Genomic DNA, 14,241 nt, shown 5'->3' with positions numbered 1-14,241 from the left:
TCAATAAAACGCCGGCATTTACCCCATGACAAAATCCGGCTTTGTTTCATAGTCTATGAAATAAAAGGATGGGATGGTGACCATATTGGAGGAAAACAATAACAGTAGATCCTCGGAGTCTTCAGAGGAAACATTAAATACTTTTTCACTTAGCGGCCTAATGAACACTTCTCAGAGGGCGGAACCTTCAGCTGAGGAAGAACAGCCGATGATTGTAAGAAGAAGAAAAGGACAAAAAAGCAGAGGAAAAAGCAGATCAAGAAATAACGCTATGCTACAGTTCTCTTCTGAATCAGATTCTGAATACAAAACAGATTCAATCGATCAAGAAATTCAAAATACACCTCTTCCTGAGAGCAGCGGTGCTGACGAAAACGTCATCCCTGCAGCAGAGGAAATTGTAAAGCCTAAAAAAGAAAAAAAGAAAAAGGACCGGCTTCCTAAGAGCGGCACCGAGGATAGCCTCACTCCTGCCGCTGAGGAAAAACCAAAGCCCAAAAAAGAAAAAAAGAAAAAAGACTCTCTTCCTCTAGAGGCGGCTAAAAGTAAATCCGCAATGAAACCCAAGATAAAGAAAGCTGAGAACAAGGAAGAAAAACAAGAAGAAGAAGACGTGTATGTGATGTCTCCTGAAGAGGAAGCAAAGCTTGTGAAGCTCGCTGAATATATTATCACAAGCTGGGACGTGGCTGTTGACCGGATAGAAGTTATTCAGGGCGGCCAAATGGCGCTCGTATGGAAAATTCATACTCCAGATGGACCCGTCTGTCTCAAGAGAATTCACCGCCCGGAGAAAAAAGCTCTTTTTTCCATCAATGCTCAAAACTACTTAGCAGAAAAAGGCGGCAGGGTTCCCGGCATTATCCGAAACAAAAACGATATGCTTTTTACGAAACAGGGCCCGTTTTTGTTTGTTCTTTATGACTGGATCGAAGGCGGAGTATTTGATTTAGCGGTTGATCCGGACCTTGAAGTGGTCATGAAAGGTCTTGCTGAATTTCACCTCTGGTCAGAAGGCTATCATCCGCCGGAAGGAATTCCTGTCTTTAAGAAGCTAGGGCGCTGGCCGAACCATTACATTAAAAGGTGCCAGCAGATGGAATCATGGAAGCTCATCGCGCAAAGCACGCCAGACAATCCTTTTTCCCAGCTGTATATTCAGGAAATTGATTACTTCATTAACCAGGGAAGAGAAACACTTGAGCGTCTGATGAACTCCAAGTATGTTCCGTGGATTGAACAGCAGTCCGCTAACCCCACTCTCTGCCACCAGGATTACGGCGCGGGCAATACGGTCCTTGGGCAGGACGGGAAAATCTGGGTCATTGACCTTGATACAGTCTCATATGACCTGCCGATCCGCGACCTGCGCAAAATGATTATCCCTCTCCTCGATACAACCGGCGAGTGGGATGAAGCGAGATTCCAGCTGATGATGAATGCATATGAAAGCGTCAATCCTCTGACTGACGAACAGAAAGAGGTCATGTATATCGACATGCTGTTCCCGTATGAGATGTACGACATTGCCCGGGAAAAGTTTGTCAGAAAAACAGATATGCTGCCGGAAGAACTTGCTCAGGCATTTGAATATGAGCGGATTAAAGAAGCACACTTGAATTCCATGATTAAGTCAGGGCAATAACATGCCACAGGGCGCCAAATATGGCGCTCTTTTTTATTTTACAAAAAAAAAGCGTCCCGGCAGGACACTTTTACAAGCCTTTCAGCGTAATAGACTGAATGTCTTCAAGCTTTACTTTTTCTCCGTTTATCGTCACGCAGTTCTCTTTAAATTCCGTCACCTTGCCGATATAGGTCTGCACATTTGTTGAGATGCTGCAGTTGAGACTCGACAGGCGGTCAGGCAAATGAAGAAGCAGCTGCAATTTTTCTTCATTCGATAAGTCATTGAAGGAGTGCAGAGGCTTTGAGAGTTTTTGCTCTTTTTGAACAGGCGCAGCTTTTTTTGCCGCCTCATTCGCAGCAGGCTCTGCAGGTGCAGGAGCGGCCGCCTCTGCCGGCGGATTTTTTCTCATCACATAGGTTTTCTGCATGGACGTTAGCACTGGTTCAAATTCCGGCTGGACAATATACAGCAGCGGAGGATTTTTCACAGATTGATGTTTTTTCAAGCGAGCTTCCCTCCCGGTTTAATTGCTTTACAAGAAAGTATATGCCGGGTACCAGGGTTTATGATTATAAAGGAGCTGGCTATTCGCTTTGCTTTTGTGCTTCTATCGCTTTTTTCAGATGTTTCAAATGATCGCCGTCTTCTTTTTTCATGATTCTCACAAAAACAGGCTTGATCAGTTTCATCTTGAGCGTTTTTGCGGTGATTTCGCACTCAAAGCGGATGACGGTCTGAGTTCCCGCCTTGGTGAATGAATAGTGATACACGGTTTCCATTCCGTTCATTTCACTCTTGACGGAAAATTTCGCACTGGGTACGTATTCTGTAAATTCAATCTCAGCGGATGCCTGTCTTCCTCTTATTTCCCGGGTTTCCCGGTATTTGGACCCTGCTGCAGCTGGTCCGTCTGTCAGCTTTTCAACTTTTATCACGTTCTCCATAAACTGCACAGCATTCTCCGGATTTGCCGCGAATGCAAATGCTTTTTCAATTGGGGCATCAATGGTTGCTTCATCATGAAATGCGCTCATAGTTTGTCCTTTCTAAACGGGTTTTTATCTTATTCTATCAAACTCTACTGCCGGGATGTCTGACTTGCGGATAAATAAATCCGGATATTCGATTACAAAACCCGCTGTGTCTACATAGACTAAAGACTCAAAATCACGGCAATGATAAGCGAATATTCTCATGCCGCCTTTCTGTTCAAGAAATGTGTACGTTTGTAATACTTTATACAGGCGCAGATGCGGAACATCCACATAGACCATTTCAAAGTTCCTTTTCTGGCCGGGTTCCCACTCATGCCGGTTAATCGGGAGGGAATTAGTAAAAGGTGTGACAGAAAGATCAACATCAATCGCGCCGTTTAACTCCTCTATTTCCTTTCCATCAGGCTGAAACCAATTTCCTTCTCCATTTGAAAGGATATCAAGTTTTCCTGCACCGGAAGCCTCTACTTTCAATTTCCTGGTTCTCCACTCGGCATCAAGTTCTAAGACGTAATTGGCATGAAAAAGGACATTTTCCTCTTCATAAGCAACTTTGCCTGATCCGCGCAAAAGCTCCCCTTCCCGTACCAAACGGAAATGCTCTGTACCAAACGTATCTATCTTGTTCCAATGAAAAGTTTGCAGCTTCATGCTAATCCCCCTCTGCAGTTAGTCATTTCATACATTCTTTTCAAAAAACGTTAAGGAGATCTGTTCGTTTACGATGACTTCTTTCACTTTCTGAAATCCATTCTTTTCGTAAAATCTTACTGCCGGAGTATTTCTTGAACCCGTTGAAACGATGATTCTTTTTATCCCTTCCTGTCTTTCAGCATAACTCAGAAGGCTCTGGGCAATTCCTTTTCGAAAATGGTCAGGGTCTACGATCAAACGATGGATATCCATTTCTTCATTTTCTATTTTCATAGCCAGTGCCCCGCATAGCTTATTTTCTGAATAATAGCCATAAAAGCATTCTCCGCATCGCTGCAGGGTATCAATTGTATCTTTTAATGGAGGTATGTCATAAGAGCCAATTAAGTTTGCCTCGACTTTATAAGAAGGGATTTGAATACTTAATACTTCCTCAGCTGTTTTTCTGTTTGTAATATCCATTTTTATAATCATGTTAATCCCCCATTCAAACGATTGCTCCCTTGTCTTTTTCCATTTTATCACATCTCCGCATCCGCCAGAGTCAGATGAACTTAATTGTCCAGATTCATCACTGAGAGCGTGTGCATATTAAAAAAGCACATAAAAAAGCCTCCCGCACTTTTGCAGGAAGCTCTGAATTGTTATCCAAGAATATGATAGCCTGAATCAACATGAAGATTTTCTCCAGTCATGCCGCGTGCAAGGTCACTGAACAGAAACAGCGCAGTGTCGCCGACTTCTTCAGGAGTCGTTGTGCGGCGAAGCGGGGCACGCTCTTCAATGTCCTTAAGGATCGAGTTGAAGTCGCTGATGCCTTTTGCTGAAAGGGTGCGGATCGGGCCTGCAGAAATGGAATTCACGCGGATGCCGTCTTTTCCGAGGTCGCTCGCAAGGTAACGCACGCTTGCATCAAGCGACGCTTTTGCTACACCCATTACATTGTAATTCGGAAGAACTCTTTCTCCTCCAAGATACGTAAGTGTAACGATGCTGCCGCCTTCTGTCATCAGGCCTCTTGCCGCTTTTGCAACAGCCGTGAGGGAATAAGAGCTGATGTTGTGGGCAAGCAGGAATCCGTCACGTGTAGTGTTCATGTATTCTCCGCTTAATTCCTCTTTATGGGCAAACGCGATACAGTGCGCAATGCCGTGAATAACGCCAACCTCATTTTTAATCGCTTCAAAACATGTTTCAATCTCCGCGTCGTTTGTCACATCGCACGGCAGAACAATTGAATCGCTGCGGTCAAGCGTCTCAACCAGATCACGCACCGATTTTTCAAGGCGTTCCCCTGCATATGTAAAAATAAGACGCGCTCCGGCTTCGTGCAGAGAACGTGCAATTCCCCAGGCAATGCTTCGTTTATTTGCGACGCCCATTACGACAACATTGCGTCCAGCTAATGATAAGTTCATTTGGAATCCTCCCGATTAATACATGTTATTAGTACCTGGTTATAATTATAGCATGTAATTGATGCGGGAACAATCTCGCACTGATTTCTAACCCAAATACTTCTGATAAATCTTCCTTGCTTCAGCCTGGTCTTTTGTGCCGTGAATAAGCGCACGGCCGTCGCGGAAAACAACCACCCGGTTTTCACCTGCCTGAAAAGAGAGCAGATACGGATTGGCCGTTATCTTTTGGGCCGCCCGTTCCAGCTGTTTGGCGAGACTTTGAAAATCCAGGCTCCGGGCTTCTGCGGGCCTGATCTGAACGGTATCTCTTCCGCATAAAACGGATGTCTTCGCACTTTTGTCCCCGGTCAGGTATGGATAGACTGGATTTTCTCCGCACGAAGGACACAATGGATTTTTCACTTTGGCAACACTGATTTTGCTGAACTGATTCCGCCAGACATCAAAGGAAAGAATCTCTCTCCTCATCGCTGATTTTTCTCCTGTCAGCCACTTAAACACTTCTGCCGTCTGGTAAGCGGCCGTCATTTGAACGGCAGGGCTGATGATTCCCGCTGTATCGCATGTCTGGCCTTCCATCGGAATCTGCTTGAGCAGGCAGTTCAGACAGGGACCTTCCCCCGGCAGAACCGTATAGGTCAGCCCGTAGCTTCCGACACATGCCCCGTAAACCCAGGGAATTCCCTGCTTCAAAGCAGCATCGTTGATCAGCATGCGGGTTTCAAAATTATCCGTCGCATCCACGATTACATCCGCATCATGGCAGTATTCAAAGATGGAAGCCGCCGTTACATCTTCAATAATGCCCCTGACTATTACCTCACTGTTAATGGAGGCAAGTCTCCGTTCAGCAGCTGCGGCTTTTGGAATCCGTTCTTTTGCATCCTGCTCTGTATAGAGCTGCTGGCGCTGAAGATTGCTCCACTCGACATAGTCACGGTCTACAATCGTCACTTTACCGGCTCCGCCCCGTACCAGCATTTCAGCGTTAGCTGTGCCGAGTGCACCGGCTCCAATGACGAGCACATGGCTGTTTATGATTTTTTTCTGGCCTTCTTCCCCGATTGGGGCGAATAATTGCTGTCTTGAGTACCGTTCCATTTAAGTTGTGATCATTCCTTCTTCAGGACTGCTTGCAACAGCATAGGATTTAACAGGAATACGGCCTGCTTCATAACTCAGTCTTCCCGCTTCGACCGCAAGCTTCATGGCTTTGGCCATCTTCACGGGATCCGATGCTCCGGATACAGCCGTGTTCAGCAGTACACCGGCAGCGCCAAGCTCCATCGCTTTCGCTGCATCAGCTGCAGAACCGATTCCTGCGTCGACAATAACCGGCAAGTCAGTCTGTTCGATAATAAATGAGAGATTGAGAGGGTTGATGATTCCCTGACCTGATCCAATTGGCGATGCTCCGGGCATTATGGCGTGGACACCTGTCTCTTCAAGTTTTCTGGCAAGCACAACATCGTCCGACGTGTAAGGAAGAACAGTGAATCCTTCTTTTACGAGTTCCGCGCTTGCTTTAAGCGTTTCCACAGGATCCGGCAGGAGTGTTTTCCAGCATCCAATCACTTCTACTTTTATCATATCACACAGACCTGAAGCTTTAGCGAGCTTTGCAATCCGGACCGCTTCCTCGGCCGTTTTGGCGCCTGCCGTATTCGGGAGAAGTGTGTATGCCGTCAAATCAAGCTTCTCTAGCAAGTCCGGCTGAGACGGCTCGAATATATTCATCCTGCGGACAGCAAACGTCAGGATCTCCGCTTCTGAAACTTCAGCCGCTTTCTTTTGAATGTCAAAAGACGGATATTTGCCTGTTCCAAGCAGCAGACGTGATTTAAACGTTTTCCCTGCAATTTTCAACATGTGTCATCCTCCTCCTACAAAATGAACCATTTCAAGAACATCACCATCTTTTAATATCACGCTGTCATAGCTTTCCTTATCTAGGATTGTTTCGTTATGTTCAATCATGACCGTTTTATGGCTCAGCTGATAAAATGCCAGAAGATCTTCCATTGTCTTTATGCGGGAATCCAGTTCAGCTGTGCTGCCGTTCAATTTGATTTTCATGATTTCACCTCTGTACCCCGATTTAATCCAAACTCTCTTGCATATTCAGGCTTGACCTGACGGCACAAAATCAAATCCCTGACCATTTCGCCTGTTTTAGGCGCAAGCAGAATGCCGTTCCGGTAATGTCCTGTTGCGGCATAAAGATTCTTCATGCCTTCATGCTTAAAAATGTATGGTTTCGCATCGCGCGCTGCCGGCCTCAGTCCGGCCCAGGCTTTTTGAAAAACACTTTTTTTCATGCACGGCATAATGGAGACAGCCTTCTCCATCAAGGAAGCCATCCCTTGTATTGTAGGCTCTGCCCTCCAGTTCCCCTCCTCCATCGTCGCGCCGATGACGATGCTCCCGTCAGACTTCGGCACAAGGTAACAGCTGTCATGAAAGACAGTTGATGCTAAACGGAACCCATCCGGCATGACGGAAAGACATTCGCCTTTAACAGGATGAACAGGAGCTGAGATGCCTAATTCCTCAAACAGTGGGCCGCTCCATGTCCCTCCTGTAATGACGAGAGCTTCACAAAAATGAGTCTCTCCTGCAGCGGAAATTTCATAATGAGAAGGCTCTGCCCGCATGCGTCCGGCTGCAGCTCCTTCAAATATGGTTCCTCCGTTTATCTGTACCGCCCTTGCCAGCGCCCGGCAAAGAGCGGGAGGGGAAACCTGGCCGTCTTTTGCAATGAACAGTCCTCCTTGCAGATACTCTGTCAGGTTCTTTTCTTTCTTCAGGACAGACTCCCTTGAGAGCCACTCAACATCCTGTTCATTCAAGGCTCTGTCTTTTAGGGAAACAGCTTCCTCAGCCGTCATGGCAAGTTTGAGCATCCCATTATAAACGAGCTGAATGTCTATGCCTGTTTCTTCAAGCAATTCGGCTGCAAGCGCGGGATAAAGAGCCCCGCTCTCTTCTGCAAAACGGAAAAACGCATCTGCTTTTTCCGTTTCTGTATGAGCACCAAGCATGCCTGCTGCAGCGGATGATGCCCCGCAGCCAATCTTTCCTTTTTCAAATATGGCTACTTTACGGCCTGCCTTTGACAGAAAATAGGCAGACATCAGGCCGATGACTCCTCCCCCGACGATGCCGGCATCATAGAATGTCTTCATCAGCCGTTCCTCCTTTCAGCTTTCGTGCAAGCTCTTTTGCTGCATCCACAGGTTTGTCTGCTGAAAACACGTAGGACATGACTGCTGCTCCTGCGACTTTCAGCTTTTTCAGTTCCGGCAGCACATCAGGAGTGACTCCTCCAATTGCATAGACAGGGATGGATACAGATTCGCAAATTGTTTGAAGAAATGAAATTCCTTTCGGCTCAAGGCCGTTTTTTGAATCTGTCTGAAATACATGTCCGGCAATCAGCCAGTCTGCCCCATCTTTCTCCCGATCAATTGCCTCTTTTACTGAATGAACCGAACATCCTGCGCCGAGGTAAGGGTAGTGCTCTTTAACAAACTTTACAGGCAGCCCATGTGCCGGAAGCTGCACTTTTGCCAGTCCCGAACGCACGGCCGCATCCACCCTGCCGTTCATGATCAGCTTTGATTTTGGAACACCCTTGCGCGCAAGAATCTCCACAAGCTCCGCCAGTTCGCCGGCTGACCTGTCTTTTTCTCTTATATGGATGGCATCCGCATATCTATGTACGTCTGCGAGGATTGAAATCAGCGAATCTGAAGAATGCTTTCCATCCGTTACAAGGTGCAGCTTCATTTTTGCAGCTGCAGAGAATCTGCACGGCCCCACGCTTCAAGGTTTTCAGCCATATCCCAAAAGCGGTATTCATACATAGAGCTGATCAGAAAATGTTCTTTCATCATCATCCGCTCATGAACGCTTGCTTTTTCAGCCAGCTCATCAAAACGGTTCACCTGTTCAAGAACAAGCTCTTTAAACCAGTCGCCATGGTAGGTCTCAATCCATTTTTCATAAACGGCATCTCCTGGCTTGCAATCCTTCAGACGCTCTCCTACTTCGTAATAAAGCCAGTAGCAAGGCAGCAGAGCAGCTATGATTTCACCAAGATTTCCAGTCGCGACCGCGCGGTACATATGAGATGTATAAGCATAAGCTGTAGGCGCCGGCTTAAATTCCGCGCGTTCTTTCTCTGTTATCCCGAGCATTTTTGAAAACTGCTGATGAAGGGAAAGCTCTGCCTCATAGGTCCCCTGAGAATGAACGGACATTCTGAACGTTGTATGCAGATCAGGAGCCACGGCACCGGCAAACGCCTGCACTTTGGCAAAATGAGTCAAGTAATAAGAATCCTGCATCACATAAAATTTGAACTTTTCTTTTGACAGGGTCCCGTCACCGATTCCTTTAACAAAAGGATGGTGAAAGCTCCCTTCCCACCATTCATTTGCGTACTCCCTGCATTCTTTTGAAAATTGCATGTCGTATCCTCCTTTTCTTTTTAAACAGCAAAAAACCACTTTTCGCATAGAAAAGTGGTGTATGAAATAGACCCTTACACCACTTCCCTACGCTGGTGTTAACCAGATCAGGTTCTGAGGGTCTCGGAGTCACACTCCGATCTCAGCCCTTATGAAGGGCTCCCCTAGCGGTTCATCGTATAAAATTTTCTGAATGTTTTACATGCCCATCATACCACGATAAAAATATCTTTCAAGGCTTTTGCAGGAAATTTCTGCTTAATTTTTGTGAAACTCAAGCTCCTGCCTCAGTTCATCGATATATTCGGATGATCCCGTTAAAATCAGCAGATCTCCCCGTTTCAGCTCCGTATCGCCGTGAGGAACAATCGATTCATTCTCCCGGAAGATCCGGACAAAAATGACGTCTCCGGTAAACGGGAAGCTTCTGAGAACCATTCCATCATAGCGTCTGTTGTTCATTTTGATTTGATAAAGGGCAGATTCGCTGTGCGTCAGGATTTTCATGATGCCCGGCGCTTCGATCAGGGCTCTGAGCAGGGTTTTGGTCGAGAGCAGAACAGAGAACACGTCAATGTTCTTTGCTTTCAGCTGCTCATCAAGCAGAGGCGAAGCAATACTTGCAATGACTCTTTCGACCTCAAGCTCTTTTGCCATCAGGGCAATTTCCGCATTCGCATCCTCATCGCCAGTTGCTGCAATAAGGATGTCCGAATCAAATACACCTTTATCCTGAAGTGTCTCAATTGAATAATCGTCCAGCTCTTCAATTTGAAAAAGAGATTCGGCAATCTGCTGTTCGTTTTTATCAACATGCGTATGATAGATGATTGTTTCATACAGATTCGGATTCAGTTCTCTCGTTACCGGAAGCGTCATTTGATTGGCTCCTATGAAAGCAACCTTCAGCTTTTTCTTTGAACCGAGTTTTTCAGGGAAAAGCTTTTTAAATCCAATCGGCGTAAAGATGCTTGTCAGAACGGCCGTCAGAATGAGAGCTCCGGACATCTGCGAGTCAATGACATTGACTCGTTCTCCAATCGTCGCTGCGGCGATAACAAGCGACAGAGTGGATGTGAGCAAAAAGCCGGCAGCAAGAGTCGTTTTCGTATCGTACCATCTTTTTAGAAGATAAATCGGCACAATTTTTGAAATGAGAAGCGCTATAAATAAGAGCGGAATCAGCATCAGGATTTTAGGGTCCTTAAAAAGCGACCAAATATCAAGGTCCACTCCAACCATGACAAAGAAAATCGGGATCAAAAATCCGTACCCGAACGAATCCATTTTCTGGACCATTTCTTTATTCGGGGAAAGAAGAGATACGAGCACGCCTGCTAAAAAGGCACCGAGAATGTTTTCTGCACCAATCGTTTCTGAAAGCGCAACAAGAACAATAATGAGTGTGAAAACAGCTCTTGTCCCAATTTGAATCGTGCCTTTAGAGAGCGTTTCAATAAAGGATCTGCTCTGAAAGGTTTTGCCTATAAAGTAAAGGGCGACACCAGCTCCGAACAAAATGAGCATCAGCCACATATTCGTATTTTCCCCGCCGTAAATGGAAGCAAAAACTGCAAGCAGAATCATTGTCACCAAGTCCGCAATGACGGCGACAAGAAGGATAATCTGTCCGATGTTCGACTTCATGATGCCTGCATCCTTAAGCGTCGGCACAACCACCCCGAGTGAGATCGTCGAGATGATAAGCGTCATCAGGAATGCATTTTCTATAAACCCGATCAGAACAAACAGATAAGAGAGCAGCAGGGAAAGAATAAAGATGCCGGCAAATACGAGTAAAGAGACCACGAACGTATTCGGCGCCTCTTTTCCGGATGGCAGCACCTCCTTCTTCCTGCCGCCGATAAACGCTGTGAAATCAATTTCAAGACCGCTCAGAAACATGAGAAAAATAAATCCGAGCATAGACAGAGTTTCAAGCCACATATCCTGCTGAACAAGGTCAAACCCGCTTTTGCCGATCACAATCCCGATAATAATTTCTGCTACAACGACCGGCATCACCTTTATTTTAAAGCGGTGCAGGATGAGCGGAGTGATAAAAGCTGCAAGAAGGACAATGACAAGTGATGAAAAAGAAGCTCCGTGCAAGGTTTTTCCCTCATTTCTGTAGTTAAATTAAGTACTGCATAAACATAGTGGCCATTCCAAAATAAATAAGGATGGAAATAATATCATTAATCGTCGTAATAAAAGGGCCTGATGCAACGGCCGGGTCGACCTTCAGCCTGTGCATAATAAGAGGCACAAACGCTCCCGCAATTGTCGCGACAGTCAGCGTGGCAAGGATGGATAATCCGACAAGCAGGCCAAGATACAGATCGTGTTTCCAGAAATACACGACGCCTGTTACAAGAACGCCGCAGACAGCACCGTTGATTAAACCGGTTCCCGCTTCACGGGCGATGATTTTGAAGTTACCTTCTTCTTCATCCCCCATGGCAATTCGGCGGACGGCAACTGCCAGTGCCTGCGTGCCTGTATTACCGGCCATTCCGGCAATCAATGGAATAAACACAGCAAGGATCGCTACTTTATCAAGGGTTTCTTCAAACTGCCCGATCAGATTGGCTGTCAGCATCCCGAGAAACAAAAGAATCACTAGCCATGGCAGTCTTTTCTTAGCAGCCGAAAGAGGCCCTCTGTCGATGGAGTCTACATCCGAAACCCCTGCGAGCTTTGAGTAGTCATCAGACGCTTCTTCATCAATAACGTCCACAATATCATCAACTGTAATGATCCCGAGAAGGTGATTTTGAAAGTCAACAACAGGCAGCGCCAGAAAGTTGTAATCCCGCATTTTCCGGGCAACTTCTTCCTGGTCTTCCCCCACACTGACGGAAAAGACACGCTCGCTCATGATCTCGCCGATCATCACATCATCGTCACTGACTATCAAATCTCTCAGAGAGATAACTCCCGCCAGGTGCTTATCTTCGTCAATTACATACAGATAATAGATGGTTTCAGCATCTGGAGCCTCATGCTTAAGAATATGCATCGCCGATTTGACGGTCTGATTCGCCTGAATCGCAATAAACTCCGTCGTCATGATACTTCCTGCAGTAAACTCTTCATAATGAAGGAGCTCGCGGATTTCCTTCGCTGCTTCATCGTCCATAATGGTCAGGTAGCTTGCCACCTGATCTTTGTTAAGCTCATTCAGAACATCTACTGCATCATCTGCATACATGTGTTCAAGCATTTGCGAAGCAAACCTTGGATCCATTTCTGACAGATACATTTCGTAGTTGTATTCTTCATCTTCAATATTTTCAAACAGGGCAGCCATCTCTTCAGGAGACAAATACTGATAGACTCTTGAACGCTCTTCCTGTTCTAGCTTTACGAACATTTTTGCCTGGTCGTATGGATGCTGCTCTAAAAACAGCGAGCGAAAACCGTCAAAGTCTTCATTCTCAAGTGCAGTCAGAACCGTTTCTGTCTCGATGACAACTTTTTCTTTTTCTTCTGACATAAAGAATCTCCTCCTCTCCCTGTCTCTAAATCACCGGGAAATCAAAATGTCATCAAATTGTGATACAAATCGTCTATTCGCTGTGAACATGCGCCGGCAAGGCATTCTGCAGTCTTCACAACCGTTTTTTCATTGTGATAAGGTATCATGTTTTTGACTGATTTACAAATGAATCCTTTGCAAAACCGTCAATTTTCGCTAAGATTGTAAAAGATGATTTTCGCTTGCAAGCTAAGCACAAACCATATAATGACTGAAAGTACAAGAAAGGGATCCCGTATGAACACAGATAAATCCCCACAGCAGCAATTGGATTACACGCTGATTTTTATTATGTTTTTAATGGCACTGACCAGTGCCGTAGCCATAAGCAGTGCCCAGCCTACTTTACCCGAAAAATTGCAGAATATAAACTTTGCGTTTCTGCAGCTCAGATGGTACATCATCGGTATTATCGCCGTCATTGGAACGATGATTATCGACTTTGACCGCTTCAAGCAGCTCTCATGGTATTTATATGGATTTGGGATGCTTTTGCTCATCGGCCTTGAAATTCTTCCGCCGCCGATTGTAGAGCCGATCAAAGGTGCCACAAGCTGGTACACACTTCCCGGAATCGGAAACTTCCAGCCTTCTGAATTAATGAAGATCTTCATGATTATCGTGCTCAGCAGAATTATAGCAGATCACAGGGAGAAATACGCAACCAATACGGTGAGAGACGACTTGCTCCTATTAGGTAAAGTATTTGCAGCAGCCGCACCTCCCATACTCCTGCTGATGAGACAGCCGGATACAGGGATGACAATGGTTTTTTGCGCCATCATCGGATCACTGATCCTCGTTTCTGGCGTGAAATGGAAAATCATCCTCGGCTTCGTTTTTTCAGGTGCTGCCGTTTTCGCTATGGGAGTCGGCATCTATTTTGCCTTCCCGAGTTTTTTCAACACGTATATTCTTGATACAAACTCGTACAAGCTGGACCGGATTTACGGCTGGCTGAACCCTTATGAATATTCAAACGATATTGGATTTCAGCTGATTAAATCGCTCCTTGCCATCGGCTCCGGAGAATTATACGGCAAAGGCTATCAGCAGCTGGAAGTATATCTCCCTGAAGGACATACGGACTTCATCTTTGCCATCATCAGTGAGCAGTTCGGCTTCATCGGCGGAAGTGTTGTCATTTCCCTGTTTTTCCTTCTGATCTACCGGATGGTTCACATTGCACTTGAAAGCAACGATCCGTTCGGAAGCTTTCTTTGCACAGGCGTTATCGGCATGATCACATTCCAGGTTTTCCAGAATGTCGGCATGACCGTCGGCCTCCTGCCGATTACAGGACTTCCGCTCCCGTTCATCAGTTACGGGGGAAGCTCGCTTGCCACTTATATGATTGCCATTGGAATTGTGCTGAATGTCCGGTCAAGAACGAGAAAGTATATGTTTGATTAACCCGCTTGCATGAGCGGGTTTTTCTTTATAATGGGATGCAATTGTGCATTTAATGGAAGAATAAAGCCAGATGCTTTTTTGATAAGATGAAGAAAAGAGAAAAGTAAGGAAGTGG

Annotated in this window: 15 protein-coding genes and 1 riboswitch; of the genes, 2 read left to right on the top strand and 13 right to left on the bottom strand. The window is 45.8% G+C overall.

Annotated elements, in window-relative coordinates; translation table 11 throughout:
- Positions 1–556: 556 nt before the first annotated feature.
- Positions 557–1,645, top strand: coding sequence for a CotS family spore coat protein (locus tag ACK1LH_RS05220; protein ID WP_411335067.1), 1,089 nt, complete (start codon positions 557–559; stop codon positions 1,643–1,645).
- Positions 1,646–1,715: 70 nt separating this feature from the next.
- Here the strand turns inward: ACK1LH_RS05220 and ACK1LH_RS05215 are convergent, their stop codons facing one another.
- The 13 genes from ACK1LH_RS05215 to mgtE all read right to left on the bottom strand — a co-directional run bounded on the left by ACK1LH_RS05215 (position 1,716) and on the right by mgtE (position 12,671).
- Positions 1,716–2,135 (bottom strand): CotO family spore coat protein, encoded by a 420-nt coding sequence (locus ACK1LH_RS05215; protein WP_203289759.1) that lies wholly within the window; start codon positions 2,133–2,135, stop codon positions 1,716–1,718.
- Between the two features lie 79 nt (positions 2,136–2,214).
- A complete protein-coding gene (locus ACK1LH_RS05210; protein WP_411334649.1) occupies positions 2,215–2,664 on the bottom strand; it encodes an SRPBCC family protein in 450 nt (149 codons plus the stop codon).
- A 24-nt stretch (positions 2,665–2,688) separates the two neighbouring features.
- Positions 2,689–3,276 carry a putative glycolipid-binding domain-containing protein gene (locus ACK1LH_RS05205; protein ID WP_411334648.1) on the bottom strand — a complete coding sequence of 196 codons (588 nt, stop codon included), beginning with the start codon at positions 3,274–3,276 and terminating at the stop codon, positions 2,689–2,691.
- 27 nt (positions 3,277–3,303) lie between these two features.
- A complete protein-coding gene (locus ACK1LH_RS05200; protein WP_411334647.1) occupies positions 3,304–3,753 on the bottom strand; it encodes a GNAT family N-acetyltransferase in 450 nt (149 codons plus the stop codon).
- A gap of 170 nt (positions 3,754–3,923) precedes the next feature.
- The gene (gene fabI / locus ACK1LH_RS05195; protein WP_029282559.1) at positions 3,924–4,697 is read right to left on the bottom strand and encodes an enoyl-ACP reductase FabI; all 774 of its coding nucleotides are present in this window, start codon (positions 4,695–4,697) and stop codon (positions 3,924–3,926) included.
- Positions 4,698–4,784: 87 nt separating this feature from the next.
- A complete protein-coding gene (locus tag ACK1LH_RS05190; RefSeq protein WP_411334646.1) occupies positions 4,785–5,801 on the bottom strand; it encodes a thiazole biosynthesis adenylyltransferase ThiF in 1,017 nt (338 codons plus the stop codon).
- The gene (locus tag ACK1LH_RS05185; RefSeq protein ID WP_411334645.1) at positions 5,802–6,569 is read right to left on the bottom strand and encodes a thiazole synthase; all 768 of its coding nucleotides are present in this window, start codon (positions 6,567–6,569) and stop codon (positions 5,802–5,804) included.
- 3 nt (positions 6,570–6,572) lie between these two features.
- Entirely contained in the window at positions 6,573–6,776 is a 204-nt protein-coding gene (gene thiS / locus ACK1LH_RS05180) for a sulfur carrier protein ThiS (RefSeq protein WP_411334644.1), read from the bottom strand.
- Positions 6,773–7,885 (bottom strand): glycine oxidase ThiO, encoded by a 1,113-nt coding sequence (thiO, locus tag ACK1LH_RS05175; RefSeq protein WP_411334643.1) that lies wholly within the window; start codon positions 7,883–7,885, stop codon positions 6,773–6,775. Before thiO ends, thiS begins: the two co-directional genes overlap by 4 nt.
- Positions 7,869–8,489 (bottom strand): thiamine phosphate synthase, encoded by a 621-nt coding sequence (locus ACK1LH_RS05170; protein ID WP_320155256.1) that lies wholly within the window; start codon positions 8,487–8,489, stop codon positions 7,869–7,871. The genes thiO and ACK1LH_RS05170 overlap by 17 nt, the downstream gene beginning before the upstream one ends.
- Positions 8,486–9,172, bottom strand: a complete 687-nt coding sequence (gene tenA, locus ACK1LH_RS05165) for a thiaminase II (protein WP_411334642.1) — start codon at positions 9,170–9,172, stop codon at positions 8,486–8,488. Before tenA ends, ACK1LH_RS05170 begins: the two co-directional genes overlap by 4 nt.
- 67 nt (positions 9,173–9,239) lie before the next feature.
- Positions 9,240–9,348, bottom strand: a riboswitch (TPP riboswitch).
- 82 nt (positions 9,349–9,430) lie between these two features.
- Entirely contained in the window at positions 9,431–11,284 is a 1,854-nt protein-coding gene (locus ACK1LH_RS05160; protein ID WP_029282571.1) for a monovalent cation:proton antiporter family protein, read from the bottom strand.
- 22 nt (positions 11,285–11,306) lie between these two features.
- Positions 11,307–12,671: a magnesium transporter gene (gene mgtE, locus ACK1LH_RS05155; RefSeq protein ID WP_029282572.1), complete on the bottom strand. Its 1,365-nt coding sequence runs from the start codon at positions 12,669–12,671 to the stop codon at positions 11,307–11,309.
- A 279-nt stretch (positions 12,672–12,950) separates the two neighbouring features.
- Between mgtE and ACK1LH_RS05150 the strand changes: the two genes are divergently transcribed.
- Positions 12,951–14,126, top strand: a complete 1,176-nt coding sequence (locus tag ACK1LH_RS05150; RefSeq protein ID WP_029282573.1) for an FtsW/RodA/SpoVE family cell cycle protein — start codon at positions 12,951–12,953, stop codon at positions 14,124–14,126.
- Positions 14,127–14,241: the final 115 nt, after the last annotated feature.

This window comes from Metabacillus indicus, from assembly GCF_046603695.1.
Lineage (GTDB): Bacteria > Bacillota > Bacilli > Bacillales > Bacillaceae > Bacillus_P > Bacillus_P indicus.
Note: the sequence above shows the minus strand (reverse complement) of the source record. Positions and strands in the feature narration are given on the sequence as shown.